The organism is Clostridium chrysemydis (assembly GCF_015234215.1).
Classification (GTDB): Bacteria; Bacillota; Clostridia; order Clostridiales; family Clostridiaceae; genus Clostridium; species Clostridium chrysemydis.
Genome location: NZ_JADEKP010000009.1, coordinates 58161 through 79663 on the forward strand (window position 1 = coordinate 58161; position 21503 = coordinate 79663).

19 protein-coding genes, 1 pseudogene and 5 riboswitches are annotated in these 21503 nt (G+C 28.0%); of the genes and pseudogenes, 10 read left to right on the top strand and 10 right to left on the bottom strand.

The genetic code is table 11. From position 1 onward, the window contains the following. Positions 1-41 precede the first annotated feature (41 nt). The 4 genes from INR60_RS15295 to INR60_RS15310 all read left to right on the top strand — a co-directional run bounded on the left by INR60_RS15295 (position 42) and on the right by INR60_RS15310 (position 8468). Positions 42-359 (top strand): rhodanese-like domain-containing protein, encoded by a 318-nt coding sequence (locus tag INR60_RS15295; RefSeq protein WP_194192370.1) that lies wholly within the window; start codon positions 42-44, stop codon positions 357-359. Between the two features lie 8 nt (positions 360-367). After that, positions 368-727, top strand: coding sequence for a C-GCAxxG-C-C family (seleno)protein (locus INR60_RS15300; RefSeq protein ID WP_194192371.1), 360 nt, complete (start codon positions 368-370; stop codon positions 725-727). 169 nt (positions 728-896) lie between these two features. After that, the gene (locus INR60_RS15305; RefSeq protein ID WP_194192372.1) at positions 897-2897 is read left to right on the top strand and encodes a methyl-accepting chemotaxis protein; all 2001 of its coding nucleotides are present in this window, start codon (positions 897-899) and stop codon (positions 2895-2897) included. 125 nt (positions 2898-3022) lie between these two features. Continuing rightward, positions 3023-3109: riboswitch (cyclic di-GMP riboswitch) on the top strand. Positions 3110-3159: 50 nt separating this feature from the next. After that, positions 3160-3246, top strand: a riboswitch (cyclic di-GMP riboswitch). Between the two features lie 52 nt (positions 3247-3298). Further along, a riboswitch (cyclic di-GMP riboswitch) is annotated at positions 3299-3385 on the top strand. Between the two features lie 52 nt (positions 3386-3437). Continuing rightward, a riboswitch (cyclic di-GMP riboswitch) is annotated at positions 3438-3524 on the top strand. A gap of 81 nt (positions 3525-3605) precedes the next feature. Next, positions 3606-8468, top strand: coding sequence for a SpaA isopeptide-forming pilin-related protein (locus INR60_RS15310; RefSeq protein WP_194192373.1), 4863 nt, complete (start codon positions 3606-3608; stop codon positions 8466-8468). A 37-nt stretch (positions 8469-8505) separates the two neighbouring features. Here the strand turns inward: INR60_RS15310 and INR60_RS15315 are convergent, their stop codons facing one another. Beyond that, the gene (locus tag INR60_RS15315; protein ID WP_194192374.1) at positions 8506-8970 is read right to left on the bottom strand and encodes a hypothetical protein; all 465 of its coding nucleotides are present in this window, start codon (positions 8968-8970) and stop codon (positions 8506-8508) included. A gap of 352 nt (positions 8971-9322) precedes the next feature. Beyond that, positions 9323-9616, bottom strand: a complete 294-nt coding sequence (locus INR60_RS15320) for a DUF3892 domain-containing protein (protein WP_194192375.1) — start codon at positions 9614-9616, stop codon at positions 9323-9325. Between the two features lie 113 nt (positions 9617-9729). Between INR60_RS15320 and INR60_RS15325 the strand changes: the two genes are divergently transcribed. Beyond that, positions 9730-10161 carry a hypothetical protein gene (locus INR60_RS15325; protein ID WP_194192376.1) on the top strand — a complete coding sequence of 144 codons (432 nt, stop codon included), beginning with the start codon at positions 9730-9732 and terminating at the stop codon, positions 10159-10161. A gap of 35 nt (positions 10162-10196) precedes the next feature. Here INR60_RS15325 and INR60_RS15330 read toward each other — a convergent pair whose 3' ends face one another. From INR60_RS15330 to INR60_RS15345, 4 genes are all read right to left on the bottom strand, one after another. After that, positions 10197-11462, bottom strand: coding sequence for an alkaline phosphatase family protein (locus INR60_RS15330; protein WP_194192377.1), 1266 nt, complete (start codon positions 11460-11462; stop codon positions 10197-10199). Positions 11463-11528: 66 nt separating this feature from the next. Next, positions 11529-12512 (bottom strand): DUF4097 family beta strand repeat-containing protein, encoded by a 984-nt coding sequence (locus INR60_RS15335; protein WP_194192378.1) that lies wholly within the window; start codon positions 12510-12512, stop codon positions 11529-11531. Then, positions 12505-13269, bottom strand: coding sequence for a DUF1700 domain-containing protein (locus INR60_RS15340; RefSeq protein ID WP_194192379.1), 765 nt, complete (start codon positions 13267-13269; stop codon positions 12505-12507). Before INR60_RS15340 ends, INR60_RS15335 begins: the two co-directional genes overlap by 8 nt. Next, entirely contained in the window at positions 13262-13585 is a 324-nt protein-coding gene (locus tag INR60_RS15345; protein ID WP_194192380.1) for a PadR family transcriptional regulator, read from the bottom strand. Before INR60_RS15345 ends, INR60_RS15340 begins: the two co-directional genes overlap by 8 nt. Before the next feature lie 466 nt (positions 13586-14051). On the opposite strand from INR60_RS15345, the gene sfsA reads away from it, so the two are divergent. Both sfsA and INR60_RS15355 read left to right on the top strand, forming a co-directional pair. Then, the gene (gene sfsA, locus INR60_RS15350; protein WP_194192381.1) at positions 14052-14744 is read left to right on the top strand and encodes a DNA/RNA nuclease SfsA; all 693 of its coding nucleotides are present in this window, start codon (positions 14052-14054) and stop codon (positions 14742-14744) included. A 60-nt stretch (positions 14745-14804) separates the two neighbouring features. Next, positions 14805-15299 (top strand): NAD(+) diphosphatase, encoded by a 495-nt coding sequence (locus INR60_RS15355; protein ID WP_194192382.1) that lies wholly within the window; start codon positions 14805-14807, stop codon positions 15297-15299. Between the two features lie 28 nt (positions 15300-15327). Here INR60_RS15355 and INR60_RS15360 read toward each other — a convergent pair whose 3' ends face one another. The 3 genes from INR60_RS15360 to INR60_RS15370 are packed head-to-tail and all read right to left on the bottom strand — an operon-like array spanning position 15328 to position 17572. Beyond that, positions 15328-15972 (bottom strand): HD domain-containing protein, encoded by a 645-nt coding sequence (locus INR60_RS15360; protein ID WP_194192383.1) that lies wholly within the window; start codon positions 15970-15972, stop codon positions 15328-15330. A 3-nt stretch (positions 15973-15975) separates the two neighbouring features. Further along, positions 15976-16329 (bottom strand): hypothetical protein, encoded by a 354-nt coding sequence (locus INR60_RS15365; RefSeq protein WP_194192384.1) that lies wholly within the window; start codon positions 16327-16329, stop codon positions 15976-15978. After that, positions 16319-17572 carry a DUF1576 domain-containing protein gene (locus tag INR60_RS15370; RefSeq protein ID WP_238480463.1) on the bottom strand — a complete coding sequence of 418 codons (1254 nt, stop codon included), beginning with the start codon at positions 17570-17572 and terminating at the stop codon, positions 16319-16321. The genes INR60_RS15365 and INR60_RS15370 overlap by 11 nt, the downstream gene beginning before the upstream one ends. Positions 17573-17735: 163 nt before the next feature. On the opposite strand from INR60_RS15370, the gene INR60_RS15375 reads away from it, so the two are divergent. The 3 genes from INR60_RS15375 to lepB all read left to right on the top strand — a co-directional run bounded on the left by INR60_RS15375 (position 17736) and on the right by lepB (position 20664). After that, positions 17736-18416: a beta/alpha barrel domain-containing protein gene (locus INR60_RS15375; protein ID WP_194192385.1), complete on the top strand. Its 681-nt coding sequence runs from the start codon at positions 17736-17738 to the stop codon at positions 18414-18416. Between the two features lie 84 nt (positions 18417-18500). After that, positions 18501-18669: riboswitch (Lysine riboswitch) on the top strand. Between the two features lie 161 nt (positions 18670-18830). Beyond that, the gene (gene lysA, locus INR60_RS15380) at positions 18831-20126 is read left to right on the top strand and encodes a diaminopimelate decarboxylase (RefSeq protein ID WP_194192386.1); all 1296 of its coding nucleotides are present in this window, start codon (positions 18831-18833) and stop codon (positions 20124-20126) included. Between the two features lie 25 nt (positions 20127-20151). Further along, positions 20152-20664 carry a signal peptidase I gene (gene lepB / locus INR60_RS15385; RefSeq protein ID WP_194192387.1) on the top strand — a complete coding sequence of 171 codons (513 nt, stop codon included), beginning with the start codon at positions 20152-20154 and terminating at the stop codon, positions 20662-20664. A gap of 324 nt (positions 20665-20988) precedes the next feature. Here the strand turns inward: lepB and INR60_RS15390 are convergent. Further along, a pseudogene (locus tag INR60_RS15390) lies at positions 20989-21503 on the bottom strand (hypothetical protein); the annotation flags it as partial.

Consider the following 21503-nt stretch of genomic DNA (forward strand, 5'->3'; position numbering starts at 1 on the left):
TATATCGCAAAAACACGATATAAGATTAGGAGGAAAGATTTATGTTTTCATTTTTAAAAAGTAATACAAAGGTAGTTAATGTTAATGATATAGATAATTTAATAGGAAAGGTTGATATTATAGATATAAGAGAACCTTATGAATTTAAGGGTGGTCACATAAAGAGTGCAAAAAATATTCCTATGGGAACTTTATTAAATAATCCTAGTAGTTATTTAAATAAAGATAAAGAGTATTATATTATGTGTCAGTCAGGTGCTAGGAGTAAAAGAACAACATCAATGCTTCAAAAGGCTGGGTTTGATGTTGTGAATGTAGCAGGAGGATTTGGTTCATACGTAGGAACAAAGAGAAAGTAGGTAAACATATGAGTAAAGTTTCAAAATATAACGATGAAGGTTATAACTGTGCAGAATCAATTATAAAGGGAATAAACGAAGATAAAGGATTAAACATTCCGATATCAATTGGCACTCCTTTTGGAACAGGTATGTCAACAGGAAATACTTGCGGTGCTGTTGTTGGTGCAATGATTGCTTTAGGTGCTGTAAAGGGAAGAGAAGATAGTGCTGAAGCTAATAACACTAGATTAGACAGTAAAGAACTTATAAATGAAGTAATAGAAAAATACGGAAGTATAAAATGTATAGAACTTAAGAAAAATGGAGTGTTATGCAACGATATAATTGATTTTTCTTATGAAAAGATTAAGGAATTAATAAAATAAATTTAACTAAGGCTACTAAAAATAATTTTAGTAGCCTTAAAATTTTGTTAAAAACTATATTTAATGAATGAATAATTAGTAAAAACTTTAATGTATTTAAAATTTTTACTAATTATGTTGATATAATATTAACAGAGAGAATATGGTGTAAATACGAAGGAGGATAATTATGGGAAAGATTAATAAAAAACGTAAAGGTTTAAGGTATAAAATTTTAGTATATGCTATACCGATTGCAATAATTTGTAATGTTATATTTGGATTTGTGGCATATAACTTAGCAAAGAATTCACTTATTAAAAACAGTAGTTATCTTATGACTGAGATAGCAAATAAAACAGCAGAGGTTATAGATGAAAATATACAATCTAACATAAACTCTCTTAAAATGATGGCAGAAGATAACGAAATAAATAGTTTTAAGGGTAATGCTATAGATAAGCTAAAAGCAGTAGCAAAATCTAGAGGTGATATTGCAATAGGACTATCAGATATTAATGGTGATGCTGTATATACTGACGGATTTAAAGAAAATATAAAAGATCAAGAAATATATAAAGTAGCTATACAAGACAAAATATATATAAGATCTCCTCACAAAGATGAAGTTACAGGGAAAAATATAGTTACATATTCATTACCTGTAAAAAAGGATAATAAGGTTGTTGGAGTTATAGTTTGTATTAGAAGTTCAGAGGACTTAGATAAGGTAGTAAAAAATGTTTCGTTTTTAGATACTGGTTCAGCTTTTGTAACAAACAATTCAGGGGAAGTAGTTGAATCAAAAGACGATAACTTAGTATTTAAAAACTTTATAAAAGATAATGAGAAAGATAATAAATTTAAAGAGCTTTCAGATATATCAAATAAAATGATTAAAGGTGAGTCAGGTTCTGGCACTTTTACTTTAAATGGAGAAAAGATGTATTCAGCATATACTCCTATAAAAGGGTCTGATATGTCTATTAATGTTTACGTGAATGAAGATAATTTATTAAAAGAGTTATCAGGACTTAGAACTGCTATCATAATTATAATTTTAGTTATAATTATAGGTGTAATATTAGCAGCTGTTTATGTAAGTGGAAGATTAACTAAAAATCTAAAAATAGCAAAAAATGAACTTGAAAAATTATCAAAGGGAGACCTTAGAGGAAATATAGATGAATCATTATTAAATGAAAATGATGAGATAGGCGATATAGCTAGGTCTTTAAGAGATTCAGAAAGAGAACTTTCAAAAATGATAAGTGACGTTAAAGAGTCAGCTGAAGATATGGAAGAAAACTCTACAAGTTTAGCGGCTATTTCAGAGGAACTTATGGCATTAACTAGTAATATTTCTACTGCTATAAATGATGTAGCTGAAGGAACAAACAGTCAAGCTGGTGATTTAACAGAAATAGTTGGAAGAGTTGATGAATTTGGTAAAAAGATAAATTCTATGAATGATGATGTAATAAGAATTAATGATACTAGTTTAGAAATTTCAAATAATACAAAGAGCAGTTTTAAGGAACTAGAAGAACTTGTAAATTCAATAAATGAATTTGATTCTAATTTTGGAATATTTAATGGAAGAATATTAGAAATGGGTGACGAAATCAAAAAAGTTAATGAAATAACTGAACTTATAAATAGTATTGCAGAACAAACTAATCTTTTAGCTTTAAATGCAGCGATAGAGGCGGCAAGGGCTGGAGAGTCTGGAAAAGGATTTGCAGTTGTAGCAGAAGAGATTAGAAATCTTGCAGAACAAAGTAAGGATTCGTCAGAAAATATAAACAAAATCATAAGTAAATTAATCACAGGAACTGAGAATATAGTAAAGGGAACTAACCTTATGAGCAAGCAGCTTAAGAATCAAAGAAATGTGGTAGATTCATCTATGAATGCATTTAAAAATATTGAAGGTTCCGTAAATACTATAAACCCTATGGTTGAAGGTATGAAAAATGGATTTGAAAGTATAAATAGTGATAAATCAGTAATAATAAGAAGCATTGAAGAGATATCAGCAGTTTCAGAAGAGGTAGCAGCCTCAGCTGAAGAAATTTCAGCATCAACAGATGAATTAAATAAATCAAGCAATGAAGTTGCAATAAGTGCACAAAAGTTATCAGAAAGAGCTATAGATACAAAGGATCACACATCAAAATTTGAAATATAGAAAAAAAGCCTAAAGAGAAAAACCTTTAGGCTTTTTACTATTTTTTTACATAAAAATCCATAATAATTAATTCTAGGTTCATATTATTGAATGTGGTAAATTTTTATGATAAAATTTAGTAAATTAAATGAAATGGATACTTTGAAATTCATCTTGTATTTGGGCACTTTTTAAGATGAATGGAGTTAATAGTGCAACCGGCCAATACTATTCAAAAAGCTTATTTTAGCTTTGAATTTTATTGGTTTTTTTTATTTTAAAAAGAATAAATAGAAACGATGAAATTTACCTTGTTATCTGGGCACTTATAAGGTAGATGGAGTTAGTAGTGCAACCGGCTAGTTTTATTTAAGAAATCTAAAAAGATTACTTAAAAAGATTAGCTTTTTTTATTTAAAAAAAGAATAAATAGAAACGATGAAATTTACCTTGTTATTTGGGCACTTATAAGGTAGATGGAGTTAGTAGTGCAACCGGCTAGTTTTATTTAAGAAATCTAAAAAGATTACTTAAAAAGATTAGCTTTTTTTATTTAAAAAAAGAATAAATAGAAACGATGAAATTTACCTTGTTATTTGGGCACTTTTAAGGTAAATGGAGTTAGTAGTGCAACCGGCTAGTTTTATTTAAGAAATCTAAAAAAGATTACTTAAAGTAGATTAGCCGATTTTTTTTTTTTACAGATGAAAAATAAGGGGGATAATCTATATGAGTAACAAAAGGAAAAGGTTTTTTAGGAATTTATCAATAGTTATAACTTTAAGTTTTTTAGTAAGTTTACTATTTCCAAATGTTGTAGCAAATGCTGCTTCAAATAATATTAAAGACAATTTAGAAATTTCTATAACTAGCAATAAAGATAAGGTTGAGTCAGGAAGGCAGATTGAGTTTAAACTAGAATATAGAGTTACAGGGGGACAAGGATCCTTAAAGGAAGGTGATATCTTAGAATTTGAATTACCAGATGATTTTACAGATATAAAACCATCATATCCTAAAGAACATTTTAAAGAAGTTACTGTTTCTGGAAATACTGTTAAGGCTGTATTTGGTAAAGGTGCAGAAACAGCTTTAGCTGGATACCTAACTATAAAAGCAAATGCAAAAGACGTAGACAAGCCTAAAGATGAAAAGGTAACTGTAAATGTTAGTGGAATAGTTAAAACTTTAGATGTGCAAATAGTTCCTGACCCAAACAAAGGGGGAAGTGGTGGAGCAACTGATAGACAACTTATAAAGAGTGTTGATGGTGCATTTTCTTATGAAGACGGTAAGCTTTTAGCAAATATAAGTAAACCTGCACTAGGTAAAGTTCAAAAATACACAGTATATGTTAACGAGAAATATGATACTATGTATGATGCTGTTTTTAGCGACAAGCTACCAGATGGAAGTGTGCTTTTAAAAGATTCAATAAAAATATTTGAAGAACCTAATGGTGGTCAAAGTAGAGATGTAACAAGTGAATTTAGAAATAGAACAGCCCCTGGGGTTGATACTTTAAACATAAATTTTGGAACTACAAATAACAAATATAGAATTCAGTATTCAACTAGATATACAAAAGAGTTAGATAAATATATAAATACATCTTATTTAACTCAATATAATAAACCTAAAATAGAGAGCTCAACTATAGTAAGACCGACTGAAAAAGATGATATGATTTCAAAAGGTTATACTAGTGATAATAGGGTTGAAAATGAAGATGGAACTAATTCTTATTATGTAAGTAATACTGGAGATATAGTTAATTATAAAATTTCAGTTAATCCTAATAACGGAAATATGAAAAATGCCGTGTTAGAAGATGTTTTCCCAAAGGGAATGGAGATAGTTAAAAATTCATTAAGCATTTATCAAATAGATGAAAATGGTAACTTTTCATGGGTTACAGATAATTTTAAAGATAAAACAAAAATTGAAAATGGGAAGTTAACTATAGACTTTGGAAATTCTGATAAAAATTATACTGTAAATTACAAGCTTAAAGTAATTGATAGGTATAAAGAATACAAAAATGATGCAACTATAACTTATAGTGGTAAGAATCAAGAATCAGATGCAACTATAAGCTATGAGAGAAATGCAGGAGCAATAAATGCAAAAAAATTAGTAGATAAGACTGAAATTTTAAAAGGTGATGATCAAATAGTTACATACACTATTGATTTTGATTGTTTCGGGTATTTTAATCAGAATTATTTAAAAATAGAAGATAATTTAGATAGTAGAGTAAAAATTTTAGATATAGAAGTTCCTAAAGAATTTACAGCAAGTACTTCAGGAAATAAAATAACGGTAGTAAATGATAAAGGTTCTATAGAGTATGGTGCGGACCTTTCAATAAAAATTAAAGTAGATTTTAGTAAAGTTCCAAACGGTACTACTATCGAAAACGTAGCTAAAATTGATAAAACTAATACAAATAAGGTCCAAACTAAAAAAGGTTATGCTTTTTCTTTTAAAAAAGTAGATAGTTTAACTAAAGCTCCTTTAAGTAGAGCAAAGTTTGAAGTTCTAGATAAAGATAAAAATATTATAAAAACTTTAGTTTCAGATGAAAATGGAGTTGTTAAAGGAGATTTAGATAGCTATGGTGATTATTATCTAAAGGAAGTAGAGGCACCAAATGGATACAATTTAGATAATAAAGAAGTAAGTTTTAAAGTAGGTAGTTCAGATATAGGAACTATTTTAGAATTAAAAGATGTTGAAAATAGCATAAAAACAGGTTCTGTAACTTTAACTAAAGAAGATAGTATAACTAAAAAGCCTTTAAAAGGAGCAAGTTTTAAATTATATAACGATAAAGATGAAGTTATAAATACATCTGAAACAGACGAAAACGGAAAAATAAATTTAGATAATTTAAGACCAGGAAAATATTACTTCAAAGAAAGCACAGCGCCTAAAGGATATAATATTTCAAATGATAAATATAATTTTGAAATTATAAAAGATCAGGTAGATAAAAGAATAGAAGTTCTAGCTTTAAATGATGTAAAACTTGGAAAAGTCACTTTAACTAAGGAAGATAAAGAAACAAATGAAAGATTAGAAGGTGCTATTTTTGATTTGTTTAAAATAAATGATGACTCAAAAGAAGTTAAAATAGGTAGTTTTACTTCAGATAAGAACGGAGAGATAAAGGTATCTAATTTAGTACCTGGAAATTATTATTTTATAGAAACTAAGGCTCCAAGCGGGTATGAATTAAGCAATATTAAAAATAACTTTACTATAACTTTAGGGGAAACAGATAAGGTATCTAATTTAGTAGTAAAAAATGATATTTTAAAAAATGAAATAGTTCTAGTTAAGTTAGATGATTATACAAATAAGCCTTTAAAAGGTGCAAAATACGGGTTATATGATTCTAATAATAAACTTATAAAAGAAGTTACTACAAACGAAAACGGTGAAGGAATAATAAATGAAAGACTTAGAACTGGAAGTTATTATTTTAAAGAGATATCTGCACCTGTAGGATACAAAATAAGTGATGAAAAACTTGTGTTTAACATAGACTCAAAAAATAATGTAGACAAAAGTAGATTAGTTGCAAAAGATTCAGTAATACTAAGTTCTGCAAAATTAATTAAGGTTGATGAAGAAACTGAAGAAAAATTAGAAGGCGCAGTTTATGGACTTTACGATTCTTCTGATAAATTAATAGAAAAAGTAACTACAGATAAAAATGGTGAAGGGGTAACAGGTAAAGTTTTAAGACCAGGAAGTTATTACTTTAAGGAGATAACTCCACCTAAAGGTTATTATTTAAATAACCTAAAATATAAATTTGATATAAATTTACAAGATACGGATAAAATTAAAGTTATAAATGCTAAAGATTTCATAGTAACAAGCTCTCTTAAAGTTACTAAGGTAGATAGTGAAACAAAAGAAAAGTTAGAAGGTGCTATTTTTGAATTATACAAAGATAATGATTTAATAGGAAGTTTAAAGACAGGTAAAGATGGCACATTAACTTTTGATAACTTAAGACCGGGGAATTATTATGTTGTAGAGAAAGTTTCTCCAAAGATGTATGAATTAGATAGTTCAAAACATAGTTTTAAAGTAGAATTATCAAATTCAAAAAAGGAAATGAATTTAGAAATAAAAAATAACATTAAAAAAGGAAATATAAGCTTTGTTAAAGAAGATTATAATACTTTAGAAAAGCTAGAAGGTGCTATATATGGCTTATATGATTCTAATGATAATCTAATAGAAGAAGCTAAGAGTAATAGTTTAGGTAAGGGAGAATTCACTTCTAAACTAAGACCTGGAGACTATTATATAAAAGAAATTAAGGCACCTAAAGGATATAATTTAAATGCTGAAAAGGTTCAATTTAAAATAGACTTAGATAATTTAAATAAGGAAATAGTAGTTAAGGACTCTGTTATATTAAGCTCTGTTAAATTAACTAAAATAGATAGTGAGACTTCAGATAAAATACAAGGTGCAAAATATGGATTATATGATTCAAATGATAATTTGATAAGTACAGTTATAACAGGTAAAGACGGAGAAGTAACTACAAATAAGATTTTAAGGCCGGGAGATTATTATTTTAAAGAAATAGAAGCACCAGAAGGATATAATTTAAATACTATTAAATATCCTTTTAAGATCATTTTAGGTGAAGATAAAACAATCCAAAATGTAGTAGCTAAAGACGATATAATTTTAGGGTCAGTAACTTTAACTAAAATAGATTCAGAAACTCTTTCAAAACTTGAGGGAGCTAAGTTTAAACTATTTAATAACCTTGGTGAAATTTCAGAATATACTACAGATGAAAACGGAAATATAAAAGTAGATAATTTAAGACCAGGAAACTATTATTTTATTGAAACAGAAGCACCTAAGGGATATGAATTAGATAACTCAAAGCATGAATTTAATATAGAACTTAAAGATTCAGATAAACCTATATTTATACAGGCTAAAAACAATATCAAAAAATGCCAAGTTAAATTAATTAAAAAAGATAGCTTTAACGGAACTAATTTAGAAGGTGCTATATACGGTTTATATGATGAAAAAGATAATTTGATCCAAGAAGTAACTACTCTTAAAAATGGTGAGGGCTTAATAAAAGAAAAGTTAAGACCTGGAAAGTATTACTTTAAAGAAATACAAGCACCTAAAGGTTATAAAAAAGATGATGAAAAATTATTCTTTGATATTACTTTTGATGATTTAGGAGAAACTAAAATAATAACAGCAAAAAATGATCCTATAGTAGAAAATGATAAAACAAAAATAATTGATGAAAATAAAAATCCTAAACCAAATACTGAAAAAGAAACAAAAGATGTAAAACATAATAATAAACCGTCTACTAAAGAAGTGAAAGTAGTAGAAGGAAAAGTAGTAGGGGAAAATAAAAAATATAGTAAAGTAATAGATAATAAGGTAAAAGATATAAAAGAAGATAAACCAAAAAATATAGTAGAGATTTTACCTAAAACAGGTTACGAGAATAAATATATTTGTTTAGGGTTGGGAAGTATTATAATAGGCATCTTCATGCTTTTAAAAAGAAGAAGAGCATAAAAAAAGGTGGGTAGAATTTAAATTCTACCCACCTTTTTTAGCTTGCTTTTTTATTTTCATCATCTGAAGATGTGATTTCTTTTCTTCTATCTGATATGGTCTTTAATTTATTTTTTCTTTTTAATTTCTTTAATACGACTACTCTTCTATAAGCAAAGAATAAAAGGATTGTTGTAACTAATAAGCCAGTTGCAGCAATATTTGAATTCATTACATCAGAAGGTGTTTGGATTATAACTAAAGAATCATCTTTAAATGATATAAACCAAAGAAGCATCTCTACTATAAAAAAAGTACAAGAAAGCTTTGGCATTTTCGAAAATTTTAAAAGATAAATAGACATTACTAATAAAAAACCTACCATCAACCCTATAGTAGTTGTAAACTGAGTCTCTGAAATCCTGACTGGGATATTTGTAGAGATTACAAGTGAGTACAACCAAAATGAAAACCATATTAAGTTTAGTGCTAAACTAACTATAAAATCTAAAAATTTTTTCATTACGCTTCTCCTAAAATATGTCCTTATAAAAATTCTATTTAAAAACAGGCACTAAAGTCAATTACTAAACGGTTAAATTTAGTATATATTCATATTTTATATAAGTATAAATACCATTTTTAAGAAATTTGTAAGTTTTATAGAATTTTACGCATAAAAAATGAGCACCTGGTTTAAATATCATATAGATATTTAAGCAAGGTGTTCATTTTTTATGTATATTTATATCATAACATGGATGTAAAATTTTAGTGTGTATAAAATGTAAAATAATAGAAAATTATTGTTAATTATATACAAAACAAAAGAAGGTGCACTAGAAAAAATAATTCTAATGCACCTTCTTTTTATGTTAAACAGAAATTTGAGGTAGGCTAGATAAATTGTTACTTTCAGTTCCATCAGGTAGTGTTCTTAAGTATTCGTCACCGTACTTTGAAACTGCTACTCCAACACCGTTAATCATTCCGTCTTTTGCAAGTTTAACGGCTTCGTCTTTATCGACTCTTTTACCGTCTTCAAACTCGTAACCTACAATAGTTCCACTTTTATTTAAAACTTTGCAGATAGTGTGAGCGTTATCTTTTGGAGTAGGGACAACTTCGTTAATATTTTTTGGTAAATTACCAACCATCTTTGTATCCATATAAACACCTCCAGTTAATTTAAGTATAGTTTGTGTTAAATATTTTGAATTATACATAAAAGATATAAAAAAAATATATAATCTTATAATAGAAATTTAGATTAGGAGAGTATATGAAGCTAGATTTATATACTTTGTATGTGTACAATTACGGAAAAGAGTATTTATTTCAAAAGACTAGAGATTTAGAAAAAATAACTGAGTTTTCAAAATCATCAAATTGTATTTTTAAGGATAAGTTTTATTATTATAAAACTGTAGCAACTAATGTACTTCAGTTTTATAAATACCTAGAAACTAGAGATTGTTTTAAAATAGGATTATTACTTAAAAATAAGGAAAATTTAGTTTTGAAATGTTATTGTAGGTTTAGTCTTGAATACTGGGAAAACAGTACAATTATTGATGAAAATACAGGGGAGACTATAACTACATTTCTAAAAGATAAAGAAGAACTTTGGTTAAAAAAGTATTTAAGATTAACTAAGGAGGAAGAAGAAGAATATATACTAAAACTAAAAATTAATGATTATAAAGATGATTAAAAAAAGTCTAAAGAATAACTTCTTTAGACTTTTTTTTATATTAAACTTTTTCCATCTAATAATGAAATATCGTAATTTAGTAAGTGAAATATTGTAGCGCCTTCATCTACTAAATGAATAGGACCTAAGTCGTGGTTTTTCTTAAAATGTTTATCTTTAGCTATAAATATAGTTTTATAGTTATCTTCTTTTGGGAAGTATCCGTGAGTTGCTTTATCGTATTTAGAGCCTGTATTTTCTATTACATCTCCTAAAGTTTCGTTTATAAAATAGTAACCGTCCTTAGCTTCTAACATAAAGTCAGCATTTTTGTCTCCTCCAAAATCTCTTATTTCAGCTTTAGTATATATTGTTTTTATACAATCGTTATTTTTCTTTGAAAAATCATTTAATATATTAAGGACTTTAAATCTAGTTTCGTTATCTTTTTTATTTAGATAAATGTAAGAAGAGCCGTCGCAAAAGTTTGAGTATGCAGTATATGAAGTTAGAGTTCCTTTAGAATTTACTTTTAATAAACCATTATCTAAGAAAAGTTTATTTAACTTAACTACAGAATGTGCATTTTTAAAGCTGTGGTCTCCTAAAGCTATAATAGTGCTTTCTTCAAATATATTGTTCTTATCTAATATATTAAATAATTCACCTAGTCTATCATCATGTCTTTTAAGTGCAGACTCTACTTCTTTAGATTCAGTTCCAAAATGATGCTTTTGAGTATCTACATCTGTTAGGTGAATTAAAAAAAAGTCTGCTAAATCATTTGATAATATATATTTAAAGCTTTCGAATGTGAAATTATCTAAATAAGGCTGCTCTATACCTTTTCTTAAGTTTCCAAAGAGCTTATTTAACTTAAGTTGCATAAATAAACTGCCGTTACTAGCTGATACCATAATTTGATTTTCCCAAGGTCTATTTGGAAATATTTCAGGTACATTTATATTTAAAGTTTTAGCTTTACCAGTAACTGGCCAAAGTAGAGCGCAAGTTCTAAGACCTTTCTTAAAAGCTGCATCGTAAATAGTTGTAGCTTTTATATCTTTTCTTTGCCAAAACCAATCTGGGCTTTTTCTGTTTGGTTGAATTTTTATATTATTTATTATACCGTGTCTATTAGGTAACTTTCCTGTAGATATACTAACATGGGCAGGATAAGTTAAAGAAGGGTATACTGATTCAACTTTATTTGAATAAGAAGAATTCTCTATTAGTCTTTTAAAATTAGGGTACTCTTTTAAAGTTTCAAAATCTTTAGTGTCTACAGCATCAAAAGAAATTATAATAAATTTTTTCTTCAAAATAATCAACTCCTATCATATAAAATATTACTTAATGAATATTTTACTATAATAGGAGTCTAAAAACTATTGATTAAAAGTTATATTTCCGCTGTGGGAATTAATATTTAATTTAACCTTTCCTTTATTTATTTTATAAGGAGAATTTATAATATCTTCATTTGAATTTGAGATATTTCCGCTTTTAGTTTCTGCTGATATTGAATAAGGATCATTATCTCCGTAAGTATCTATTGAGATATTTCCTGATTCAGTTTTAATATCTAAACTATTTTTAGCATAGATACTTGAATTAACATCACCAGACTTTGATTTGATTTTTCCAAAGTTATAATCAGATGAAGTGTTTCTTATATTTCCTGAATCAGTTGATATATCAAAGTTTTTAATTTGTCCGTCTAAATCTATATCACCAGTTTTTGTAGTTGCTTTTAAATTTTTAATAGAGTCTACTGATATTCTTCCGCTATCTGAGGATAGATCTAAATTGTTTTCAGAATTTGAAGCTATATTGATATTACCTGAGGTAGAATTTATTTTTATTTTATTTTTATATTTAGTAGGGATATAAAAATCTATATTATAGTTTGAATGGTCAGTATTAAAATTATTATCTATCTTTACATCAAGTGATATATTTAAAGTTTTATCCTTTTTATCATATTTAAAGTTCCATTTAGTATCATCTAAAGGGTTTTGGTTAGCACTAAATCCTTTTGCACTAAAATAAGTCTTTAAACTGTAATCACCGCTAGGGTATACGTGTATATCATAGTTACCTGAATTAAAGTTTATAGTATCTACATCTTCTTTTAAAAGATCAAAGGTTCCAGTTTTATTATATTTAAATCCGTTTAGTGAGAACTCGCCATTAGTTAGAAAATCATTTAAAGAATAGCCCATCTCTTCAAAATAACTAACATAATTGCTTAATTTATAATCACTTGAATAAAGTATAGTAAATGAAATTAAAAAGGAAATTATTGAAGCTATAAGTAAACCTAGCATTGTAAATTTAAATTTCTTTTTGATAAGTGGTTTTTTACTCATTATTATTTCCTCCTTTAATTAATTTCTTATAAACTCTTATTATAAATAATATAATTGCTTTTGAAATATAATAACTTATAATTGTAAGTAGTATTAAAAGAAGTGATACCCCTATAAGTAAAAATACAAGGGAACTTGTAGGAAAATCAGTTATAAAAGGCGGTATAACAGTAAACCCTATAAGATGTAATGTTACATCTAGAAATCCAACACAAAATATTCCAATTATTGCAGCTATTGCGCTAAATGCAAATCCAAATGGAAGAGAAAAGAAAGCAAGTCCTATGCTGAAGGCAAGGGGGGCTAAAAATATAGCAATTAAAATACCTATAATTAATCTTGGTATACTCATCTTTGATACTGCGTTAACTGCATCATTTACTTTAGATTTTGCTTTTTTTGTAAAATCATTTTGCGATGTACCCTCTTTTTCTTTTTCTTCATCTTTAGTAGAATGATTATTTTCTTCTATGACTTCTTCAAACTTTACATCATTTATTTTATCGTCATTAAAAGGATTAAACTCTTCTTTAGGGGTATAACCTTCTGTTTCAACCTTCTCAATATAAGAACTTCTATATTGATGTATTATATCGTAGGGGCTTCCAAGTTCTTCAATAATCTCTTCTTCAGTTTTACCGTTTTGAAATCCGTTAGTAAAATGCTCTTGGTAATCAAATAAGATATCAGATAATTCTTTTTGTGGAAAGTCCTTAAGACCATCTGCTAAAATATTTAAAAATTCACTTTTAGTCATTTTTATATCCTCCTATAACTAAATTGTTTATTGCGTTTTGAAAAGTTAACCATTCAAGTTCTAATTTTTCTTTTTTAATAAAGCCTTCTTTTGTTAACCTATAATATTTTCTAGGTGGACCTTCTTGTGATTCTTGAAGATAAGTTGTAAAGACACCTTCTTTTGTAAGTCTTCTAAGTATAGGGTAGATAGTTCCATCTGATATAGAAATATACTTAGATATTTCAGAAATTAATTCATATCCATAACAATCACCTTTAGAGGCAACTGATAATACGCAGAGTTCTAAAACTCCTTTTTTTAGTTGTGTATCCATAAAAACACCTCGTATTTAATGAGTTGATGACTATAATATAACATTCACTATTATACAAAGCAATATAGCTAAGAAATACTTAAGGAAAAGCTAAGATGTTAAGAAAATATTAAGGTTAATCTTAAATGTAAAAAAATGTAATTAAAATATTATCAACAAGCTAAACCCGCATTAATGCTTGGTTATGTTGAAAATGTGGATAAAAACCTATAAAATGTGGATAACTTTAAAATGGAGACTAAATAATACACACATTTGTCGAAAAATAACTATATACCATATATGGTAGGAATATTTGTTCTCTTAATTATATGAGGGATATTGTAGAAATAAAGATTATCAGTTAAAATTAATTACAAGATAGACTTAGAAAAGGTCAAAAATTACGAACATTATCCACAATTCTGTGGATAACTACTGTTGAAATGTGGACAAGTGTAAGTTATTAACATAAAAGGAGATAAAAATGAAATATAATAAAAAGATAGAATTTGCGAAATTTGTAGAAAGACCTAATAGATTTAATGCATTAGTAAAGTTAAATGATGAAATTGTAACTGTGCATGTTCCAAATACAGGAAGGTGCAAAGAACTATTAGTCCAAGGAGCAACTGTTATCCTTAGAAAAGAAGATAATGAAACTAGAAAAACTAAATATGATTTAGTTTCTGTTTATAAAAATGGGAAGCTTATAAATATAGATTCACAAATTCCAAACAAAGTAGTTTATGAAGCTCTTCAAAATGGTAAAATAAAAAAATTAAGAGAGTATAAAAATATAGCAAAAGAAAAGACTTTTGGTAAAAGTAGATTTGATTTTAAACTTATAAATGATTTAGGGGAGACATATTATCTAGAGGTTAAAGGTGTAACTTTAGAAGAGTCTGGATTTTGCAAATTCCCAGATGCACCGACAGAAAGAGGATCTAAACATCTTTTAGAACTTATAGATGTAAAAAAAGAAGGTATGGGTGCTGGAGTTTTATTTTTACTCCAAATGGATGGAATGAAGGAGTTTTCACCAAATGAAGAAAGGGATGAAAAGTTTTCAAAATGCTTAAAAGAAGCTTATAAAAAAGGAGTAGATATTTTTGTTTATGAGTGTAAAGTTTTTGAAGATGGTATAGAAATAGATAAAGAAGTAAAATTAGTATTATAGAAATAAAAACATATTTAAACTATAATAGAGTAAATTAGAGTATTATAGGGGAGAAGATTTATGAAACATAAGTATTGCACAAAGTGCGGGAGACGATTAGTAGATTTTAATTGTTGGGATGAAGGGATAGTACCTTATTGCCCTGATGATGATATTTTATATTTTGATGTCCCAAAGCCTTGTATAGTTGTTGGTATAGTAAAAGATGATAGTATTTTATTACTTAAGCAAAGTTACATATACAAAAATTCAAAGGTACTTCTTTCAGGATATGTAGACCAAAATGAATGTGCTGAAGATACTGTAAAAAGAGAGGCTTTAGAAGAAACAGGTCTTATTGTAGATAACGTAAGATATTTAGGATCAGATTTTGTTCGTGACAAGGATTTATTTATGATAACATATATGGCTGAATACGTAGGTGGTGACCTTAAAAAATCTAGTGAAGTAGAGGGTGCATCTTGGTGTAAATTAAAAGATGCATTAAATCAAATGAGTGAAGATGAAATTGGGAAAAAGGCTGTAAAAGAAATATTAAAAATAAAAAAATTATAAAATAAAACTCCTAATTAATTTAGGAGTTTTATTTATAATTCCATTCATCGTAAAATTCATCTAAGAAGTTTTCCATGAATTTATGTCTTTTTGAAGCAATTTTTTTAGCAGATTCAGTATTCATTAGATCTTTTAGCTTTAATAATTTTTCGTAAAAATGATTTATAGTAGTATTATCTTCATTTAAAGATTCTAATGTTTTATGTTCTTTAGGTGAAACCTTAGGGTCATACAAAATACGGTTTTTATATCCACCATAAGTAAAGGTTCTAGCGATTCCTATAGCGCCTAGAGCATCTAATCTATCAGCATCTTGAACTATCTTTCCTTCAATTGTAGGTTGGAAAGAGTTTGTGACTCCGCCTTTAAAAGACATAGTATTTATTATGGAAGTTATTTTTTCTATATCTTCTTTAGGTAAAGACAAGCTTCTTAAAAACTCTTCGATTAAGGAAGTATCGGTTAAATTATCTTTTGTGAATTTATGATCTCCTATGTCGTGTAAAAGTGCAGTTAAACTTACTATAAATTCATCTGCAATTTCTTCTTTTGCTAGCTTTAAAGAAAGGTTATAAACTCTCTCAATATGAAAAAAGTCATGCCCACTTCCTTCGTTTTTAAGTTTTTCATATACGAAGTTACGTGTTTTACTTATAATTAAGTCTTTATCCAAGATTTAAACACCTTCTTTTCTTAAAATATCGATTCTAAGCAAGTTATCAGAGTAAGAAACAGTAGCTGTATCTACCATCATTCCAACTAAAGTTAATGCAGAATCAAATTCGCTATCTCCACCTAAGTGCCAATAATATTCTTCTATTTCGTGTTGTCTTTGAGTATTTAGTGAATTTTTTAGCATTTCTAAAGGTTCTTCTTTAAAGTTGTATATTATTGCCTCTATATAAATATTAGAAAAGGCATTATCTTCAGCTGTGTGCATATTTACAGTTACGTTTTTGCAATCGTAATGATAACAATAAGACATTAATTCATTAATTATCTTTAGATTTCTTTCTATTTTAAACTTCATCTTTTTTCACGTCCTTTTTAAATGTTGTAATTAAAGGTATAAGAATCATAGCAACTAAGCCTCCTGCTAAACCGTTATTATAAAGGTTTAAACCACCGTGTAGGTAGCCAACGTTCATAACTAAAAATACATGAAGTATTCCAGCTAAAATACCGATTTTGTATCCAAACTTACCAGATATAGGTGCAAGGCAAGTACTAAAAAGTATCGCAAGTGAAAGGCTAGGACTATAAACTGGTTCTGGATAAATAATAGCTGCAAGAGTTGCTCCAAGCATTACAGGTATTATGTTTTTTAAGTGTTTACCAAAAGCTCCAAAGCCCATAATTGTCATTATTCCGGCTATAATAGGGCCATTTATATCAGAACCTAAAATCGATATGTATAGTGTTGAAAAAATTCCAACAAGACCCATATTGATGTAAGCCGTTCCTCCGTAAAGTATATAAAAGTCAGAAACTAATCTTCCAGGATGTTTAACTAATGATTTTAAGTTGTTTATGTTATTATTTCCAATATAAAATCCGATTATTATTAAATAAATACATATAATAATTAATAGAATAGATAAAATAAGTGTATTATCTTTATCCCAAATGAGTCTAGCTTCAAAATTTATTCCAAAAGATCTAAAGGCAGACATTACAAGGGTAGCTAAAAGTCCACTTGCAAAACCTATATTATAAAGGTTAAAACCACCATGTGCTGAAATACAATGGGTGGCAATAGGAGATAAAATAAAACCTATAAATATACCAAGGATCGAACCACAAGCCAAACTTACAAAAATATTGTCAGAAACAAATGAAAGTTGACTTGAGGTTGGAGCTAGTGTAGTCGATAACATCATAACTAAAGAATAGTTAAGTAGGGGTTGTTTTTGATATCTTGCAAAAAGTGCAACACCAATCATTATAGGCCAAATATTTAAAAGATTTTTGCCGAAAAACGAAAATCCTGTCATAAGCCAAAGGGCTATGATTGTAGAACCATTTGCTTTTATTTTAAGTTTTATAAGAATAAATGTGCAGATTAAACTAGTTAAAGCTGCGTTTACAAGAGTCGCGCCTACGCCACCAATTTCGATATAATCTGTTATTAGGATATCGGGTGTAAGTATTATATTTTTTAGACCGTTTAAAATCTCATACGGACTATCTAAAAAAAATGCGACAACAATCATAAAAAGGTATATAATGGTAAATACAAGATAAGGATTAGAAAGCTTACTCCTTAAATTCAATAATAAGCACCTCCAAAAAATAATAGCTTTAATAATATTATATTAAAGGAATGGAGTATTTGCTAGAAAAAATGTGGATTTAGGAGAAAAAAATATTTTCAAAGAGATAATTAGGGTATATAATAAAGTTTAAGCCAATTTGAAAGAAAAGGAGTGTATTTGGATGAAAAGGGAAAAGTTTGTACCGGAGTTTAATGGTGTTTTAAGAAGCCATATGGTTAGACTTCCAAAAGTAATTAGAGACTGTAGCGGGATTAGCATATTTGGTAGAAGGATTAAATCGATATTGTTCTCCACGGATGTAGCAATGATTAAAAATACTGATGCTGATGCTGTAATTGCAGTCTATCCATTTACACCACAACCAAAGATAACAGAAGCTATTATGATAGCTGCAGATATACCTGTGTTTTCTGGCGTAGGTGGTGGACTTACAAGTGGTATAAGGGTAATAAATCTAGCCTTAGATGCGGAATTTAAAGGGGCTATGGGAGTTGTTGTAAATCAACCTACTCCAAACGATATAGTTAAAAAAATAGCTGAAACTATAGACGTGCCTTTGATAGTGACAGTAGTATCAGAAGAAGAAGATATAGAGGCTAGGATAAATTCTGGTGCATCTATATTAAATGTATCAGGAGGAGCAAACACAGTAAAAATAGTTAAAAAGATTAGAAGTATTGCTCCATTTTTCCCAATTATTGCAACAGGAGGACCAACTGATGAGACTATAAAAGAAACTATTGAAGCTGGTGCAAATGCAATAACATATACACCTAGGCATTCAAGTGAAATTATGAGTGATAGGATGGATATTTATAGAGAAAGAGAAGAGGGGAATTAAATTTAAATAAAAAAAGTATTGAATTAATTTTTAAATATGGTATCATAATGAATAAAAGTTGAATAAAATGGTAAAAGAAGACAAACCTAGGGTAGAGGTGCTAGAGTTAAGAGTAACTACTAAGAGCTGGCAAGCGTTTATTAGTAGCGAAAGGAGCAATAGCCGAAGCTTTAAAATTTTTGCAAAGTTTTATTGCTGGGTATGTGCATAATATGCACATAACTGTCACATAACGTGGAGTGCTACAGAGGAGAGCTAGTAAAATGCTTTTATAAAAATATTTAAGTTGCATATATCAATAAGCAAAGTATATTTATAAATGGATTTCTAGAACCTTTATTACACGATATTACCCGTCACAGTTTTTTAAACTGTGACGTTTTGTTTTAATTTAGTAGAGTGGAGGAAAAATCTATGAAATTATTTGGTAGTATGCAAACAGAAGAAAATGAATTATTAATTGGGGGCGTAAAAACAACGAAACTTGCAAGGGAGTTTAAAACTCCTTTATATGTAATGGATGAGGGACTAATTAGAGAAAACTGCAGGGAATTTTTTAATAGTTTTAAATGCGAGGAAAATGGAAACAGGGTAACTTATGCTGGTAAAGCCTTTATAACAGGCTGGATGTGTAAGCTTATAAAAGAAGAAGGTCTTTATTTAGATGTAGTTTCAGGTGGGGAACTGTATACTGCATACAGATCTGAGTTTCCATTAGAAAAAGTGTTATTTCACGGTAACAACAAAACATTAGATGAAATAGAACTTGGAATAAAGCTAGGGGTAGGAGTATTTGTTGTTGATAACATGTACGAAATAGAAAACCTAGATAAAATAGCTAAAAAATACGACAAAATTCAAAAAGTGTACATGAGAATAACTCCAGGAGTTGAAGCTCACACTCACGAATATATAAAAACAGGGCAGATAGATTCAAAATTTGGATTTACTCCTTTAGATAATAATATTATAAATTCAGTTAAAGAAGTTTTAAGTTATGAAAACATAGAACTTTCAGGTCTTCATTGTCATATAGGGTCTCAAATATTTGAATTAGAGCCTTTTGAAGATGCTGCAGAAATTATGTTGAATTTTATTAATGATATAAAAGAGGAAACAGGACATAAAATTAAAGATCTAGATTTAGGTGGAGGGTTTGGAATTTACTATGTAGAAGGAGACACTCCAAAAAAAATAAAAGAATATTGCAATGCTATATTGGAAAAAACTAGAAAAGTATGTCATAATCTAAATATGGAAATTCCAAATCTTGTAATAGAACCTGGTAGATCTATAGTAGGAAACGCAGGAACAACTCTTTATACTGCAGGGTCTATAAAAGATATAAAGGATGTAAGAAAATATGTATCTGTAGATGGTGGAATGACAGATAATATAAGAACTGCACTTTATGACGCAGAATATGAATGTATAGTATCTAACAAAGTTTTAGATGATATCACAGAAGAAGTTACTATATGCGGAAAATGCTGCGAGTCAGGTGATATTCTTATAAAAGATATAAGATTACCTAAAATTAATAGTGGAGATATAATAGCTATACCTACAACTGGCGCTTATTGTTTTTCTATGGCAAGTAATTACAACAAAATTCCAAAAGGTGCTGTAGTTTCTGTTATGGATGGAGAGGCTAAATTAGTTTGTAAAAGGGAGAGCTATGAAGACATCATTAAAAATGAAGTAATCTAATTTATAGATTTTGAAAGGGTTATTTATGAATGGGGTTAAGAAGGTATTTTTAGAGTGGTTTTTTCCTGTAGCATTAGCTATAACTATTGCTATACTTATAAACAAATTTTTAGTATTTAATATTGAAGTTCCTACAGGTTCTATGAAACCTACTATAGAACCTGGGGATAAGTTTGTAGCTAGTAGAATTTATAATTTTGAAAATATAAAAAGAGGAGATATCTTAATTTTTGATTCAAACTTTGAAAATTCAGTTTATATTAAAAGGGTAATAGGGTTACCTAAAGAAACAGTAGATATTAAATCAGGAAAAGTTTTTGTAGATGGAAAAGAAATTGAAGAGGATTATGTTAAGTTCCCAAAGGACACAAACGAACATTTTGAAGTTCCAGAAGGCTCTTATCTTTTTTTAGGAGATAATAGAGCAGACTCTAAAGATGCAAGGTATTGGGATAATCCTTATATAAAAAAAGAAGCTATAAAAGGGAAGGCTCAGCTTAGAATATACCCTTTTAATAAGATGGGAAGTATAGAATGAAAAGGTCTCTATTTAATATAGAGGCTTTTTTTATTTATAAATGTGAAAATATAAATGAAAAAAAGCAGTGAAGGTGATATAAGGTGTAGAAATTTACTTTAAAATAATAGAGTAAAGGTAATAACTATAAGTTAGCAATCAAAAAAAACTACAACATTGTTACGAAATATTATTGGTACAAGGGATTTTCGCTATATTGCTATAAGTTTTTGATATTTTGGACAAGTATAAATCGTTAAGACAAGCTAACTGAAAAAACATAAAAGTGGACAAGTAAATGATAAAAGAACAAGCTATAAAAATATTAGGATCAAATTTAAAAAATCAAATTACTTTTACACAAAAAATAGAGCTTATTAAATTAGATAAAACAGTATGTTTTTCATAAGAACCTTCGTAAATATAAATGAACCAATTTAAATAAACTTGCAGATATTTTGTAGCAACACTTCTAAATTTTCTAAGCCATCTTCTTAAATTCAAAATAAAATTAGAGCAGTTACTGAGCAAAATTTCACTTTCTTCTCTAGAAATTTCTAGTTCTTTCTTTTTATGAAGAGAGTAGTTTAATTTTTTTGATACAAGATAAGAAAACCTATCTTTTTCTGGTAAAAAATAAGTATTAAATACAGGATTAAACTCATTTAATAAATTCTCTATAGATTCCTTTGTAGGGCTCATAGAATCAAAGGATATCTTAGCTAGAGAGTAATTATTTTTGTTAATAGTAGTAGCTACAAAGATATTTTTTCTTCTAGAAATAGTGCAAACGGGGGGAGTCTTTTGCCCCTTAAAGTTTTCTAAAAACTTAGTATGTCTCATAGCTGTAACTATATGAG